We start from the raw sequence: 14,995 nt of genomic DNA, 5'->3' as shown, positions 1-14,995 counted from the left end.
TACCCCCCGGGGCCCGCCGTGGCTTGGAGCTACTGGCGAGTAGGAGGCCCGGGGTGGAGACACCCGCTCAGGACCCCGCGGATTCGGCGCGGGCCGCCCGCGAGGCGCATGCCCGCACGGACCCCGCGCACATGGCGCGGGCTGTCGAGCTGGCCGCGTGCGGGCGGGGCGCCACCAGCCCGAACCCCGTCGTCGGCTGCGTCGTCCTCGACGCCTCGGGGAACGTCGCCGGTGAGGGCTTCCACGCCTACGCCGGTGGCCCGCACGCCGAGGTCGTCGCGCTGCGCGCGGCGGGGGAGCGGGCCCGCGGCGGCACCGCGTACGTGACGCTCGAACCCTGCGACCACACCGGCCGGACCGGGCCGTGCAGCCTGGCGCTGCTCGACGCGGGCGTCGCGCGGGTGGTGGTGGCGGTCGCCGATCCCACGCCCAAGGCCGCCGGAGGCGCCGCGCGGCTGCGCGCGCACGGCGTCGCCGTGGAGTCCGGGCTGCTGGCCGAGGAGGCTGAGCGGGTCAACGCCGAGTGGCTCACGTACGCCCGGCTCGGCAGGCCGTACGTGACCTGGAAGTTCGCCGCCACCCTCGACGGCCGGTCGGCCGCCCCCGACGGCACCAGTCAGTGGATCACCTCCCCCGAGGCCCGAGCCGACGTCCACCGGCTGCGCGCGGAGTCCGGCGCGATCATCGCCGGCATCGGCACGGTCCTCGCCGACGACCCCCACCTGACCGCCCGCCCGAGCCGCCCGGCCGAAGCGAGCGATCCGACCAACCCGTCCGACGCGAGCCGTCCGACCAGCCCGGACGGCGAAGCCCGGCCCGCCGTACGCGTGCCGCTGCGCGTCGTGGTCGACTCCGAGGCGCGTACCCCGCCCGCCGCCAGGGTGCTGGACGGCGCGGCGCCCACGCTCGTCGCGGTCGCCGACGACGTCGAGACCCGCCTCAAGGCCGACCTGATCCGGCTGCCGCGCCAGGACAGCGGCCTCGACCTGCACGCCCTCCTCCGCGAACTGGCCGCGCGCGAGGTCGTCAGTGTGTTCCTGGAAGGCGGCCCGACGCTCGCGGGCGCGTTCCTGCGCCAGGGCCTGATCGACCGCGTCATCGCCTACCTCGCCCCGGCCCTCCTGGGCGCCGGGCCGGCCGCGCTCGGCGAGGCGGGCGTGGCGACCATCGCCGCCACCCACCGGCTGGCCTTCGACGACGTTTCCCCCATCGGACCGGACCTGCGGCTGACCGCGCGGCCGGTGCTGGCACCACCACGCAAGGAGAGTTGATGTTCACCGGAATCATCGAGGAAAAGGGTGACGTCGTGGCCGTCGAGGCGGTGGGCGACTCGGCGCGGCTGTCCGTCCGCGGCCCGATCGTCACCTCCGACGCGCGCCACGGTGACTCGATCGCCGTCAACGGCGTCTGCCTGACGGTCGTGGACGTCCAGGACGACATGTTCACCGTGGACGTGATCAAGGAGTCGCTCGACCGCAGTTCGCTCGGCGCCCTGGACGTGGGCTCCGCGGTGAACCTGGAGCGGGCCGTACGGGCCGACCAGCGTCTCGGCGGCCACATCGTGCAGGGCCATGTCGATGGCACGGCCGTGCTGCGATCCCGGGAACCCGGGGCGAACTGGGACAACCTCCGCTTCTCCCTCCCCGACTCCCTCGCCCGTTACGTGGCGGAGAAGGGTTCGATCGCCATCGACGGAATCAGCCTGACGGTCACCACGGTTGACGACGACGGCTTCGGCGTGAGTCTCATCCCCACCACGTTGAAGCTGACCACGATGGGCGAGCGCGAAGTGGGCGACATGGTGAACATCGAGGTCGACGTGATCGCGAAGTACGTGGAAAGGCTGGTGGGCAAGCAGTGAACTGGGCCAACGCCGGATTCGAGGTATTCGGCACGCACGTCCTCTGGACGGACCTGGTCGGCAACATCGCCGCGCTGAGCACCGTCCTGCTGGCGATACGCAAGTCGGTGTGGACGTGGCCGGTGCAGCTCACCGGCTCGGTGCTGCTGTTCGTCGCCTCGATCAACGCGGGCATCACCGGCAACGCCCTCAAGCAGGTGATGTTCGGGGCGCTGGCCGTCTACGGCTGGTGGGCGTGGCGGCGCGGCACGGAAGGCGGCAAGCAGCTGACCGTACGCCCGGCCACTTCGCGTGAGCGGACCGCCTACATCGGCGTGATGGTGCTGGGCACAGTCCTCGTCGGCCTGCTGTTCTTCTTCACCCACCTGTCGTGGGGGGCCAGCGTGCCGCTGCCGAAGGGCGCGTTCCTGGTGGCCGCCGACGCCTACATCTTCGTCGGCAGTGCGGTCGCCACCTGGGCGCAGGGCCGGGCGCTGGTTGACTTCTGGATCATCTGGGTGGCCGTCGACCTGGTCGGCGTGCCGCTGGCGTTCAGCTCGGGGCTGGTCGTCTCCGGCGCCGTCTACGGGGTGTTCTTCGTGCTCGTGCTGTACGGCTTCGTGAAATGGCTCAGGGAGTACCAGAGCGCTCCCGCGGACTTGGCGGTGGCATCATGACCGAGACCATTCTCGACCCGGTCGAACGGGCGATCGACGACATCCGTAACGGCAAGCCCGTCCTGGTCGTCGACGACGAGAACCGGGAGAACGAGGGCGACATCATCTTCGCCGCCTCGAAGGCCACTCCCGAGCTGCTCACGTTCACCATCCGGCACACCAGCGGCGTCATCTGCGTGCCCATGGAGGGCAAGGAGCTGGACCGGTTGGGCCTGCCCCTCATGGTGTTCCAGAACCGGGAGCGGCTGCGCACCGCGTACACGATCAGCGTCGACGCCCGCGACGGCGTGACCACCGGCATCTCCGCCGCCGACCGCGCCAGGACGATCCGTACGCTCGCCGACTCCGCCACCGAGCCCTACGAGCTGGTCCGGCCGGGCCACATCTTCCCGCTGCGCTACCACGAGGGCGGCGTGCTGAGCCGGCGCGGCCACACCGAGGCGGCCGTCGACCTGGCCAGGCTCGCCGGGCTCAGCCCCGCGGGCGTCCTGGCCGAGATCGTCAACGACGACGGCACCATGGCCCGGCTGCCCGAGCTGCGGGTCTTCGCCGACGAGCACGATCTGGCGCTCATCTCCATCGAGCAGCTGGTCGACTACCGGCGCAGGACCGAGAGCATGGTCACCAGGGTCGCCGAGACGAACGTGCCCAACGCTTACGGGATGTGGCGGGCCTACGGCTACGCCAGCGCGCTCGACGGCGGCGAGCACATCGCCCTCGTCTACGGCGACCTGTCCGGCGCCGAGCCGGGCGAGAACATCCTGGTCCGTGCCCACTCCGAATGCCTGACCGGCGACGTGTTCGGCTCGCTGCGCTGCGACTGCGGCGTGCAGCTCGAGCACGCCATGTCCGCCATCGCGCAGGAGGGCCGCGGCGTCGTGGTCTACCTGCGCGGCCATGAGGGCCGGGGCATCGGCCTGCTGGCCAAGCTCCGGGCCTACAGCCTGCAGGACGCCGGCAGCGACACCGTCGACGCCAACATCGAGCTGGGCCTGCCGGTCGACGCCCGCGAGTTCTCCAACGCCGCGCAGATCCTGGCCGACCTCGGCGTCAAGTCCGTGCGGCTGCTCACCAACAACCCGGCCAAGCTCAAGGGCATGGACGGCTACGGCATCAAGGTGCTCGGCCGCGAGCCCATGCCGGTGGCGATGAACCCCTACAACGAGCGCTACCTCAAGGCCAAGCGCGACCGCCTCGGCCACGACATCTCGGAGGCTTCATGAGCGGGGAAGGACGTCCTGCGGCGGCCGCGGCACCGGACGCCGCGGGATTGACGGTCGGCGTGGTCGCCGCCGGCTGGCACGCCAAGATCACCGACCAGCTCCTCGCCCGCGCCCTGCAGGCGTGCGAGGACAGCGGCGCCACGGCCACCGTCGTACGGGTGCCGGGGTCGCTGGAGATCCCGGTCATCGCCCAGGCGCTGGCCCGCCGCTGCGACGCGGTGGTGGCGCTGGGCGCGGTCATCAAGGGCGAGACCGCGCATTTCGAGTACGTCTGCGACTCGGTGACCGCCGGCCTGACCCGGATCTCGCTCGACGAGGAGACCCCGGTCGGCAACGGCGTGCTCACCTGCGAGACGCTCGACCAGGCACTCGACCGCTCGGGCCTGCCGGGCAGCAAGGAGGACAAGGGCTATGAGTCGGCCATCGCCGCGCTGGAGACCGCCCTCCTCCTGAAGACCCTCCACTGACCTGCGATAGGTTTCCGTTCGTGTCCGAGCCGATGACTCCCCCGCCGCTGCCCATCACCTGGCGTCCCCGCCGGGGGAGATTCGTCGCGTACGGCTCCGCGACGGTGATCGTCCTCGGCTCGGTGGTGATGGCCGTCCTCATCGCCGAGCCGTTCCAGCTGGTGGACCGGATCGGGCTGGTGCTGTTCGGCTGCCTGGTGGCCTTCGTCCTGCACCTGCTGGGCCGGGTGCGGGTCGAGGCCGACGAGACGGGGCTGACGATCGTCAACGCCATCCGTACCCACCGCTACAGCTGGCCGGAGGTCCTGGACGTGACCCTGCTGGTCGGCGAGCCCTGGCCCAAGCTGGACTTCTCCGACGGCCGCACCATCGGCGCGATGGGCATCCAGGGCTCGGAGAAGGCCCGCGCCCACCGCGCCACGGCCGAGCTGGCCGCCCTGATCCACGAGCGCGGAGAGGCGAAGGGCGGACAGGACGCGGAGGAGCGCTAGGCGCGGGATTCTCGCGTGGACCAAGTGGCGCGTAGCCTGAAGGCGTGCTGCGGCGGACAATCACGGCAATGGACATCCAGTCTCCGGACAAGCTCATCGAGCTGCTCGACCGGCACGCCTACCTGGCCGACGAGGGACTGGCCACGGCCGCGTTCCTGGCGCTCAGGATGGGCCGGCCGCTCTTCCTCGAAGGGGAGGCGGGGGTGGGCAAGACCGAGCTGGCCAAGACCCTGGCCGCGCTGCTGGAGGCGCCGCTGATCCGGCTGCAGTGCTACGAGGGGCTCGACGCCGCCCAGGCGCTGTACGACTGGGACTTCGCCCGCCAGCTGCTCCACCTCAAGGCCGCCGAGGCCGCCGGGATCACCGACGTGGGCCGTCTCGAAGGCGAGATCTACGACCGCCGGTTCCTGATCGCCAGGCCGCTGCTCAAGGCCGTCGAGACGCAGCCCAGCGTGCTGCTCGTGGACGAGATCGACCGGGCCGACGACGAGTTCGAGGCGTTCCTGCTGGAAGTGCTGTCGGACTTCACCATCTCCATCCCCGAACTGGGCACGGTCAGCGCCAAGACGCCGCCGGTCGTGGTCGTCACCTCCAACCGGACCCGTGAGGTGCACGACGCGCTCAAGCGCCGCTGTCTCTACCACTGGCTGGAGCACCCGGACTTCGACAGGGAGGTGGCGATCCTGCTGCGCCGCCTGCCCGACTGCACCGAAACCCTGGCCGTCCAGGTGGCCCAGGCGGCGGCGCGGCTGCGGCAGGCCGGGCTGGTCAAGCCGCCGGGCGTCGCCGAGACGCTCGACTGGACCGAGGCGCTGCTCACCCTGGGCGCCAAGGAGCTCGACCCCGCCCGCGCCGCGGCCACGCTGGGCGCCGCGCTGAAATACCGCGAGGACGTCGAGAACGTCCTGGGCAACGGGCTCCTCCATGCGTGAGCTGGCCGCGACCATGACGGGCTTCGCCAGGACACTGCGCGCCGCGGGCGTCGCCGCCGACCACGAGCGCACCCGCAACCTGCTGCTGGCCCTCGACCACCTCGACGTGGCAGCTCCGGCCGACGTCTACTGGGCCGGCCGCTTCACGCTCTGCGCCACACCCGATGACCTGCCCCGGTACGACCGCTGCTTCGCCGCCTACTTCGGCGGCCGCAGCGCCAAGGTCAGCCGTACCAGCACCACGACCGTCACCCGCCACACCGCCGCCACCGAACAGGACGCGCAGGAGGGCGAGGCCGAGGCCGTGCCCGGCACCGCCAGCCGTACCGAGATCCTGCGCAACCGGGACGTGGCCCGGCTGACCGAGGCCGAACGGGCGGAGGTGCACCGGATGCTGTCGATGCTGCGTGGCCGGCGGGCGCAGCGGCGCTCGCGGCGGTTCGAGGCCGCGCACCGGGGCGTTCTGGACCAGCGGCGGACGATCCGTGACGCGCTCAGGAAGGGCGAGGTCGCGCGGTTGCGCCGCCGGCGGCACACCACCAGGCCGCGCCGCGTCGTGCTGCTCGTGGACGTCAGCGGCTCCATGGCCCCCTACGCCGAGACGCTGCTGCGCTTCGCGCACGCCCTGGTCAGGAGCGAGCCGCGGGCCACCAGGGTCTACTCCATCGGCACCAGACTCACCCCGATCACCGCCGAGCTGCGCCACCGCGACCCCGGCACGGCGCTGAACGAGGTGTCCAAGGCCGTGCCCGACTGGAGCGGCGGGACCAGGCTGGGCGAGGAGCTGAGGCAATACCTCACCCGCGCCAGCGCGCGAGGGGCGATCGTGGTGATCGCCTCGGACGGCTGGGAACGGGGCGACCCGGAACTCCTCGGCACGCAGATGGCCCGGCTGGCCCGGCAGGCGCACCGGGTCATCTGGGTCAACCCGCACAAGGGGTACGCGGACTACCAGCCGTTGACCGGCGGCATGCGGGCCGCTCTGCCGTACCTGGACGATCTGGTGGCCGGGCACAGCCTGGCCGCCTTCGAAGAACTCAGTGAGAGGCTCGCCCATGCGTGACGTGCTGCCGGAGATCATGCGCTGGTGGAGATCGGGGCACCAGTTCGGGCTCGCCACAGTGGTGAGCACGTTCAGCAGCGCGCCCCGCGCGCCGGGCGCGGCCATGGCGGTGCGCGGCGACGAGGTGGTCGGCAGCGTGTCCGGCGGGTGCGTCGAGGGCGCGGTGTTCGAGCTGGCCACCGAGATCGACACGCCCATCCTGCAGAGGTACGGCGTGAGCGACGACGACGCGTTCGCCGTCGGGCTGACCTGCGGCGGCATCATCGACATCCTCGTCGAACCCATCTCGGCCGACACCTTTCCCCAGCTCGGCGACATCGCGGAGTCCGTGAACGCGCACGAGCCCGTGGCGGTCGCCACGATCGTCTCCGGCCCCGGGCGGATGGGCGCCCGGCGCGTCATCTGGCCGGACCGCTCCTCGGGCACGCTCGGCCTGGACCGGCTCGACGAGGCCGTCGACGACGACGCCCGCGGCATGCTGGCCCAGGGCGCGACGGGCATCAGGCACTACGGCGGGCAGGGCGAGCGGCGGCTGGACGACCTGGCGGTGTTCGTGCAGTCGTTCGCGCCGCCGCCGCGGATGCTGGTGTTCGGCGCGATCGACTTCGCCGCGGCGGTGGCGCGGGTGGGCAAGTTCCTGGGCTACCACGTGACCGTCTGCGACGCGCGGCCCGTCTTCGCCACCCCCAAGCGCTTCCCGGACGCCGACGAGGTGGTGGTCAAGTGGCCGCACGACTACCTGGCCTCGGTACAGGTGGACGAGCGCACGGTCATCTGCGTGCTCACCCACGACCCCAAGTTCGACGTGCCACTGCTGGAGGTGGCGCTGCGCACCGGCGCGGGCTACGTCGGCGCCATGGGCTCGCGCCGCACCCACGACGACCGGCTGGCCCGGCTGCGCGAGGCGGGCCTGACGGAGGACGAGCTGGCCCGGCTGAGATCGCCCATCGGCCTCGACCTGGGCGCCCGGACCCCTGAGGAGACGGCGGTGTCGATCGCCGCCGAGCTGATCCAGCTGCGCTGGGGCGGTTCGGGACGGCCGCTGACCCACACCGAGGGGCGCATCCACCAGGAGACGCCATGAAAGGCTCCCGAGTGGCCGGGCTGCTGCTCGCCGCCGGGCAGGGCGCCCGGCTGGGCACGCCGAAGGCGCTGGTCGAGTACGAGGGCGAACGGCTCGTGGACCGGGGGGTGCGGCTGCTGGAGGATGGCGGCTGCCATCCGGTGGTGGTCGTGCTCGGGGCGGCGACCGTACAGGTGCGCCGGGCGGTGACCGTGCGCAATCCGGACTGGGCGACGGGCATGGGCTCGTCCCTGAGGGTAGGGCTGGCCGCGCTGCCCGAGGAGGCCGAGTCGGTGGTCATCGCGCTGGTGGACCAGCCGTTCATCGGGCCCGCGGCGGTACGCGCCCTCGTGGACGCGGGTGCCGAGGTGGCCGTGGCGACCTATGGCGGCCGGCGCCGCAACCCCGTGCTGATCGCCCGCCGCCACTTCGCCGCCGTCGCCGCGCTGGCCATGGGGGATGTGGGGGCCAGGCCCTTCCTGAAGGCGCATCCCGAGCTGGTCACGGAGGTGCCGTGCGACGGCCTGGGCGACCCGGCCGACATCGACACCCCTGAGGACCTGTCGCTGCTGGAGACCTGACCGCGCACGTCTTCCCCTCCCCGAAGGGGTAGCCCGCCAAAAGGAGAGACCTGACCGCGCACGTTCGCCTGGCATCCGTTCTTCCTCTCCCCCGAAGGGGGTATCCCATGGAAGGACCCCAGCCACGATGGGACCGTCACCGGCATCGAGACGGTTGTGTGACGAACCACCTGGGGGACGGGCGCCCGGCGCGCTAGAGGCGCAGTGACGCGATCGCGGCGCGGTGGTCGCTGCCCGTCGCCGGGGCCACCCCCGCCTTGGTCGCCGTCATCCCCTTGAACAGGATGTGGTCCGGCCTGGTGATCGGGAACTCCGACGGCCAGGTGAACCCGAAGCCGTCGCCCGCCGTGAGCTGCGCGTCCGTCAGCGGCGGGGTGAGTCCCTGCATGCCCCGGTCGGTGGTGGCGGTGTTGAGGTCGCCGAGCAGCAGGATCCGCTTGCTCGGGTCGGCGTCGATGAGCTCGCGGGCGTGGGCCAGGGACTCATCGCGCGAGGCGGTGTGGCCGGGGCGGGCGGAGGCCAGGTGCATGACGTACACGGTGACCTTGCCCTTGGGCGTGGCCACCACGGCCCGCAGCGCGCGCGGCCAGCCCATGCCGACGTCGAGCGGCTTGGTTTCGGTGATCGGGTAGCGGCTCCACAGGCCGACCGTGCTCACCGGATAGTGGTACTTGAACATCTTGTTGAGCTGCTTGGCGGCCGGGCCGCCGCTGGTCAGCTCCTGGGCCGCCAGCAGGTCGAGGTCTTCGGCGATGCGGCGCACCGCCTCGCCCGAGGCGCTGTTGGTGACGCCCACGTTGACCGTGCCGACCGCCAGGTCGCTCTGGCCACCGGGCGGGGTGCGCATCAGCGTGGAGCCGAACATGGACGCCCACACCACGCCGGGCACGAGCGCCGCGGCCGTGGCCAGCTTGGAGCGTGCCACGACGGCCGCCACCAGCAGCATCGGTACGATCAGGCCGAACCAGGGCAGCAGGCTCTCCATCACCGGGGTGAACCCGCCGAGCACCGGGATCAGCTGATGCCCCGCCAGTCCCACGGCGAGCACGGCGGACACGGCGATGACGACGCGCTTCAGCATTCGACCCAGGCTAGCCGCTCGCCGCCGGTGACGCGGCGCGCTAACCTGTTGCCGTCGCAACGGAACAACATTCGGTTCATCGGGAGCCCGGCATGCGCATCGGTATGGCACTGAACTACTCGGGCGGCTTCAAGGAGTCGGTCGCCGAGTTGGCCGACTACGAGAAGGCGGGTCTCGACATCGTCTTCGTCGCCGAGGCCTACAGCTTCGACGCCGTCAGCCAGATGGGCTATATCGCGGCCAGGACCGAGCGGCTGGAGATCGCCTCCGGGATCCTGCCGATCTACTCGCGCACCCCGGCACTGCTGGCGATGACCGCCGCGGGTCTGGACTACGTCTCCGACGGGCGCTTCACGCTGGGTCTCGGCGCCTCGGGGCCGCAGGTGATCGAGGGCTTCCACGGCGTGCCGTACACCGCGCCGCTGGCCCGTACGAGGGAGATCATCGAAATCTGCCGCCAGGTGTGGCGGCGCGAGCGGCTGGAGTACGAGGGCAAGCACTACACGCTGCCGCTGCCGCCCGGCCAGGGGACCGGTCTCGGCAAGCCGTTGAAGATCATCAACCATCCGGTACGCCCCCGCATCCCCATCGTGATCGCGGCCATCGGCCCCAAGAACGTCGAGCTGGCCGCCGAGCTCGCCGAAGGCTGGGAGCCGATCTTCTACGTACCCGAGAAGGCAGCGGACGTGTGGGGCCCGTCGCTGGCCGCCGGGCGGGCCAAGCGCCAGGACGAGCTGGGTGAGCTGGACGTGATCGCGCAGGCGTCGCTGGCGATCGGCGACGACGTGGCGGGGCTGCTGGAGTTCGGGCGGCCGATGGCGGCGCTGTACATCGGCGGCATGGGCGCCAAGGGCCGCAACTTCTACAACGACCTCGCGCGGCGCTACGGCTACGAGAAGGAGGCCGAGGCGATCCAGGAGCTGTACCTCGACGGGAAGAAGGAGGAGGCGGCGGCGCTGGTGCCGCACGAGCTGCTGGAGAGCATGTCGCTCATCGGGAGCGACGGGTTCGTCCGTGACCGGGTGGCGGCGATGAAGGAGTCCGGGGTGACGACGCTCAACATCGCGCCGTTCGGGGCGACGCACGAGGACCGGGTGAAGCTGATCGAGCGGATCAAGGAAATCGCCTCCTGATTCCTTGCGGGCGGCCGAAGCACTCCCAGGATCCGATAGTCTTTCTCTTGCGACGCGGGGTGGAGCAGTTCGGTAGCTCGCTGGGCTCATAACCCAGAGGTCGTAGGTTCAAATCCTGCCCCCGCTACCAAGGTGAAAAGGCCCTTCAGGATCATCCTGGAGGGCCCTTTTTGCGCGTCCAGCCACAATGGGCCTCGCTTCGCTCGGGCTGTGTTTCTTGGGGCGCCGTGCCGGCGCGCAACCCCCATGGTCGGCGCTTGCGGCCACCTGCTGACCGGAGTCGACGGCCATGATCGCTCGCCCGCGGCAGCCTGTCGTGTCGCGACAAACCCCGAAATACGGGTAATCCCAAGTCGCGTTTATTGTGGCTGCTCACGAAGTGTGCTCCCCACGCCCGTGGGGGTGAATCGGGCGGGCGTCCCTCCATATGGCCCCATATGGCCGATGAGACGCCGCACGACAGGCGCGGCTTGCTTCGTCGCCTCTTCCTACGACGCTCGCCGGCATCGCCGATGGCCTCGGACGAGTGCGTCCCAGACCAGCCGGGCTTCCGCATAGCGGCCGCGAGTTGCCTCCTCGAAGTGCTTGCCGTTGTGCCGCAGGACGAGGAACCGGCCGCCTTCGCTGCACCACTCATATCTGCCACAGCAGGAGGTCTCGGTCACCCGGAGGTTCGCGCCGCAGGGTATGTACGGCTCCCACAGGATCATGACAGTGGGCTCTTGCGTGTGGTCCCCGCCCACCCCGGAGCGGGCGGGGACTCGTCCGGCCGTACGGGCGTGCGCTGCCGGACAGCGGAACGGTGGCCCCGCACCACCCCTCCATGAAGACCTGCCCGGCCTGCCGGCTGTTGACGGCAGCGACTGGCCGGGCCGTTCGATGACGCGTGAGGCACCGTAGGCGCGCCGATCTCGACGAGCCCGGTCAGCGGATGGCATGTCGGCACCGGGTCGTCGGGGCGGTGCGGTCAGGTGGTCACGGTCCATGAACGCTGGCTGTAGGAACCGCTACCGCGAACGCCTGTGACTGATGTGCGGGTAAAGGGCCCGTACTTTTGTGCGGGTCAGACGACGCCCGCCCGCTGGGCCAGCCCGCGTAGCTGCGGTGTGCTGGGCCGGTGCTCGCGTTTGATGAGTTGGGTCAGCACGTCGTGGGTGCGCTGGCCGTAGCGGACCAGTTCGGGGGATTGCCGTTCGGCGTGGAGCAGCATGTGCACGGCTGCCGCGTCCTTGCGCTGGACGGCGTAGGCGTGCGCGAGGTCGAGGTGAACCTGGGTCCGGCGTCCGACCAGGCTGTCAGGCATACGGGACACGTCAAGCGACTCGCCGATCTCGATCGCCGACAGTGCATCGCCGACGGCTACGGCTGCCGAGAGCTGGTGGATTTGGATGTTCGTGGTGCCGAAGGCGTTCATGCTGGAACGTACGAGGGGCAAGTGCGTGAGAGTACTGGCGCCAGCGTCCCATATCCCAGCCTGTCACGACTCGTCCCACGGACGTGGGCTCGAACCGGACGTCCAGAACTCGGTGACGAACAGGCCGGGTGTCAAGTGCTTCCCAGGTTCTGCTTCCCAGGTTCGTGAGGAGTACCCGCAGAAAAAGGGCCGTGGGCGGATGTTCCTCACGGGCGTCGGAGCAGTTCAGGTGCCATCGCGCGCGATCCGGTGAGCAGCCTGAGGCGTCTGGCGGCCTGCTCGCAACCCCAGAGATCGCAGGTTCAAATTCTGCCCCAGCTATAGCGCTCCCCGCTCTTCTCCCGGAGATCGGCGTTCTTCATGTCGTGCCGGCTTCGTCGGCGCGTCACCGAATCCGGGCAGACAGCAGTTCACGTGGTGGGCGCGGGTCGCGAAAGACTACCCGGGACGGTAAGCGGTCTCCTGGGCGAATCGATGCGCATCGCACCGGCTGAGACGGCATGCTGGTTCGGGTGCCCCAGGGCGCCAATCCCTCCATGCCGGAAGGTGCACTAGTCATGACAGGCAGCCCTCAGCGGGGCGCTTTCCTCAAAGAGCACATGAACGCCGTGCTGGCGATGGTCACCGTCGCTCTGGAAGCACGGGAGAGCGGCGACACCAGCGACCCGGTCGGCCTGCAGGTGATCGGCCGGGTCATCAACGACGTTCCGCGTGAGGTCGCCGCGATGGCCTCCCTGCATCTCATCCTCCTGCTCGTACGGCACCTCGCGCGGGTGCAGGGACGGCCGGTGGAAGAGGTGTGGCAGGAGCTCGCGCTGATCTACGCCGAGGATTGGCCCGAGGACGATGCGCCCCGGGCGTGATGCCCGGGCCCGTCATAGGCCGTACGGCGTACGTCCCGGACCGTCACGTTCTTTGACGACGATTGTCCGCACCGCCCCCTCACCCATGGCGCCTCCTCGCGACGTTGTGAGACGCCTGCGCGACCCGGCGGGTTGACAGGGGCGGTGACCGGTCCCGGTATCCGACTGTGCCAGGACCTGATCCCTTCGGACCGTGTTATGGGGCGGTTGAGGTTCGTGGGGGCCTAGGGTGGGTCGAAATTGCCGTTTCTGTAGTTATTGGCGGAAATAATGTCCGAAGCGACGCCGTCTTTGGTCGCCGGCCGGTATCGGCTTGATGAGCTCATCGGCAGCGGGCCGACGGGCGAGGTGTGGCGCGCTTACGACCAGCGCGCCGACTGGACCGTGGCCGTGAAGATGCTGGACACCGGGGCGGCCACGCCCGAGGTGCTCCGGCAGCATGCCCAGGCCGTGGCCCGGGTGATCCATCCGAACGTGGCCATGGTGCTCGACGTGGGCGACCACGAGGGGGCGCCGTTCCTGGTGATGGAGTTCCTCACAGGGGAGAGCCTCGGTGAGGAGGTGGCAGGAGGGGGGCCGCTGCCCATCGTGGAGGCATGCGATCTCATCGGGCAGGCGGCCGCGGGGCTGGAAGCGGCGCACCGGGCCGGGGTCATGCACGGCCAGATCGGGCCCGACAGCTTCCGGCGGGCCGGGAGCGGGGTGCTGAAGGTAGTCGGGTTCGGGCTGGCCGACCAGGTGTCCTCCGACGACGGCGTATTGTATCGGGCGCCCGAGGTGATCGACGGACGCGGCGGAGAGGCCGCCGCCGACCTGTACGCGCTGGGGTGCGTCTGTTACGAGGTGCTGTGCGGGCGCCCGCCGTTCGAAGGCTCGCCGGACGAGGTCGGCGATCGGCACCTGCACGCCGAGCCCGAGCCGCCGAGCCGTCACCGGGCGGAGGTACCGGGCGAGCTGGACCGGCTGGTGCTGGCCATGCTCGCCAAGGATCCCGCCGCTCGCCCGGCCGGCGGTGAGACGGTACGCCGAGCGCTGGCCGCGATCGCCCGGCCATCCCGTGCCCAGCCCGGCCCGGCCACGGGGCCGCAGCCCAGCCAAGCCACGTCTCCCATGGCATCCCAGGGCGGTCAGGCTGGTCCATATCTGGGCGATCAGGGCGGCGCATCTCAGGGCGGCGCATCTCAGGGCGGCGCATCTCAGGGCGGCCAGGCGGGGCCATATCAGGGTGGTGCGCCTCAGCCCGGTCAGGCCACATCCCACCCGAGCGGCGTTCCCCAGACCGGCCAGATCTTCACCCAGCCGGGTGCGGGCGGGCCGGCGGCCGGGCGTGGCGTGGATGCGGCCCGGGCGGGTGACACTCATGCCATGCCCGCCGGGGTGTTTCACCACGGCGCCGGCCCGCGCAACGGGGACACGGCGATCTATGACTCGCCGCCATCCCCGCCGCCGTCGAACCGCCGCCTGTTCGTGCAGCTGGGCGTGGCCTTGGCCGTGATCGCGGTCGTCACCGTGGGCCTGGTCCTGTGGGCGGGCTCACGCGGCAAACCCGAGGCCGGGCCGACACCCTCGATGACGCCCATCACCACCACGTCGGCCCCGGAGCCGACGGAGACCCCGACCCCCGAACCGTCCACGTCCATCGCGCCCCTCCCGACCGATCCGGTGGGCCCGACACCCAGCCCCAAGGGCACGCTGGCCAACAGCGTCCCGCCCGGTGGGTGGGTGAAGTGGCTGGGTGAGTTCGACAAGTCGCTCACGGCTCAGGAGACCATCGGCGACATCGAGCCCCGCACCGCGAGGAAGGCCCACGAGAAGATCAGGAAGGCCGGTCAGAAGTTCCTGGAGAACCACGACGACTCGGCGCTCGACCAGATCACGGGGATCATGCGCGATCTGCGCAAGGCCCAGGAGAAGGGCGACGTACCTACCTCCGGCCCCCTCAACGACTTCCTCGACAACTGGAAGCCCTGACCCCGACGCCCGCTGCGACGACCGGTCCGAGACTCCTCGGACCGGTCGCCCAGTTCCACGATCGGAAGGGCGGACTTCAGTAACCGGTAGTGGCCAGCGCGGTTTCCACCAACGTTCGCCGCGTATCCGTTCCCCCGAAGGGCCTGAGCAACAGTTCTTGAGCTGCGCCTACTGGATTCTCCTCGGCTTCCCCCGC

At 70.8% G+C, this 14,995-nt stretch carries 15 protein-coding genes and 1 tRNA gene; 14 read left to right on the top strand and 2 right to left on the bottom strand.

Annotated elements, in window-relative coordinates:
- Positions 1 to 53: 53 nt before the first annotated feature.
- From ribD to ACIBO2_RS07290, 10 genes are all read left to right on the top strand, one after another.
- A complete protein-coding gene (gene ribD / locus ACIBO2_RS07335) occupies positions 54 to 1,271 on the top strand; it encodes a bifunctional diaminohydroxyphosphoribosylaminopyrimidine deaminase/5-amino-6-(5-phosphoribosylamino)uracil reductase RibD (protein ID WP_397295853.1) in 1,218 nt (405 codons plus the stop codon).
- On the top strand, positions 1,271 to 1,861 hold the full coding sequence (locus tag ACIBO2_RS07330; protein ID WP_397295850.1) for a riboflavin synthase: 591 nt from the start codon (positions 1,271 to 1,273) through the stop codon (positions 1,859 to 1,861). The genes ribD and ACIBO2_RS07330 overlap by 1 nt, the downstream gene beginning before the upstream one ends.
- The gene (gene pnuC, locus ACIBO2_RS07325) at positions 1,858 to 2,517 is read left to right on the top strand and encodes a nicotinamide riboside transporter PnuC (RefSeq protein WP_358538283.1); all 660 of its coding nucleotides are present in this window, start codon (positions 1,858 to 1,860) and stop codon (positions 2,515 to 2,517) included. The genes ACIBO2_RS07330 and pnuC overlap by 4 nt, the downstream gene beginning before the upstream one ends.
- Positions 2,514 to 3,740: a bifunctional 3,4-dihydroxy-2-butanone-4-phosphate synthase/GTP cyclohydrolase II gene (locus tag ACIBO2_RS07320; protein WP_358538281.1), complete on the top strand. Its 1,227-nt coding sequence runs from the start codon at positions 2,514 to 2,516 to the stop codon at positions 3,738 to 3,740. The genes pnuC and ACIBO2_RS07320 overlap by 4 nt, the downstream gene beginning before the upstream one ends.
- Positions 3,737 to 4,207, top strand: coding sequence for a 6,7-dimethyl-8-ribityllumazine synthase (gene ribH, locus ACIBO2_RS07315; RefSeq protein ID WP_358444964.1), 471 nt, complete (start codon positions 3,737 to 3,739; stop codon positions 4,205 to 4,207). The genes ACIBO2_RS07320 and ribH overlap by 4 nt, the downstream gene beginning before the upstream one ends.
- A 20-nt stretch (positions 4,208 to 4,227) precedes the next feature.
- Positions 4,228 to 4,698 (top strand): PH domain-containing protein, encoded by a 471-nt coding sequence (locus tag ACIBO2_RS07310; protein WP_397295847.1) that lies wholly within the window; start codon positions 4,228 to 4,230, stop codon positions 4,696 to 4,698.
- Positions 4,699 to 4,766: 68 nt separating this feature from the next.
- Positions 4,767 to 5,630: a MoxR family ATPase gene (locus tag ACIBO2_RS07305; protein WP_358538275.1), complete on the top strand. Its 864-nt coding sequence runs from the start codon at positions 4,767 to 4,769 to the stop codon at positions 5,628 to 5,630.
- Positions 5,623 to 6,693 (top strand): VWA domain-containing protein, encoded by a 1,071-nt coding sequence (locus tag ACIBO2_RS07300; RefSeq protein ID WP_397295845.1) that lies wholly within the window; start codon positions 5,623 to 5,625, stop codon positions 6,691 to 6,693. Before ACIBO2_RS07305 ends, ACIBO2_RS07300 begins: the two co-directional genes overlap by 8 nt.
- A complete protein-coding gene (locus ACIBO2_RS07295; protein WP_358538271.1) occupies positions 6,686 to 7,777 on the top strand; it encodes an XdhC/CoxI family protein in 1,092 nt (363 codons plus the stop codon). Before ACIBO2_RS07300 ends, ACIBO2_RS07295 begins: the two co-directional genes overlap by 8 nt.
- Positions 7,774 to 8,337 (top strand): NTP transferase domain-containing protein, encoded by a 564-nt coding sequence (locus ACIBO2_RS07290; protein WP_397295843.1) that lies wholly within the window; start codon positions 7,774 to 7,776, stop codon positions 8,335 to 8,337. Before ACIBO2_RS07295 ends, ACIBO2_RS07290 begins: the two co-directional genes overlap by 4 nt.
- Positions 8,338 to 8,530: 193 nt before the next feature.
- Here ACIBO2_RS07290 and ACIBO2_RS07285 read toward each other — a convergent pair whose 3' ends face one another.
- Positions 8,531 to 9,418 (bottom strand): endonuclease/exonuclease/phosphatase family protein, encoded by an 888-nt coding sequence (locus ACIBO2_RS07285; protein WP_358538267.1) that lies wholly within the window; start codon positions 9,416 to 9,418, stop codon positions 8,531 to 8,533.
- Between the two features lie 92 nt (positions 9,419 to 9,510).
- On the opposite strand from ACIBO2_RS07285, the gene ACIBO2_RS07280 reads away from it, so the two are divergent.
- Positions 9,511 to 10,551, top strand: coding sequence for an LLM class F420-dependent oxidoreductase (locus ACIBO2_RS07280; RefSeq protein WP_397295841.1), 1,041 nt, complete (start codon positions 9,511 to 9,513; stop codon positions 10,549 to 10,551).
- Between the two features lie 53 nt (positions 10,552 to 10,604).
- Positions 10,605 to 10,681, top strand: a tRNA-Met gene (locus ACIBO2_RS07275).
- A gap of 933 nt (positions 10,682 to 11,614) precedes the next feature.
- Here ACIBO2_RS07275 and ACIBO2_RS07270 read toward each other — a convergent pair.
- Entirely contained in the window at positions 11,615 to 11,986 is a 372-nt protein-coding gene (locus ACIBO2_RS07270; protein ID WP_397295839.1) for a hypothetical protein, read from the bottom strand.
- A gap of 536 nt (positions 11,987 to 12,522) precedes the next feature.
- On the opposite strand from ACIBO2_RS07270, the gene ACIBO2_RS07265 reads away from it, so the two are divergent.
- Positions 12,523 to 12,828, top strand: coding sequence for a hypothetical protein (locus ACIBO2_RS07265; RefSeq protein WP_358538261.1), 306 nt, complete (start codon positions 12,523 to 12,525; stop codon positions 12,826 to 12,828).
- 270 nt (positions 12,829 to 13,098) lie between these two features.
- Positions 13,099 to 14,799: a serine/threonine-protein kinase gene (locus ACIBO2_RS07260; RefSeq protein ID WP_397295837.1), complete on the top strand. Its 1,701-nt coding sequence runs from the start codon at positions 13,099 to 13,101 to the stop codon at positions 14,797 to 14,799.
- Positions 14,800 to 14,995: the final 196 nt, after the last annotated feature.

The sequence above is a fragment of the Nonomuraea sp. NPDC050022 genome, from assembly GCF_044460705.1.
Taxonomy (GTDB): Bacteria; Actinomycetota; Actinomycetes; order Streptosporangiales; family Streptosporangiaceae; genus Nonomuraea.
Note: the sequence above shows the minus strand (reverse complement) of the source record. Positions and strands in the feature narration are given on the sequence as shown.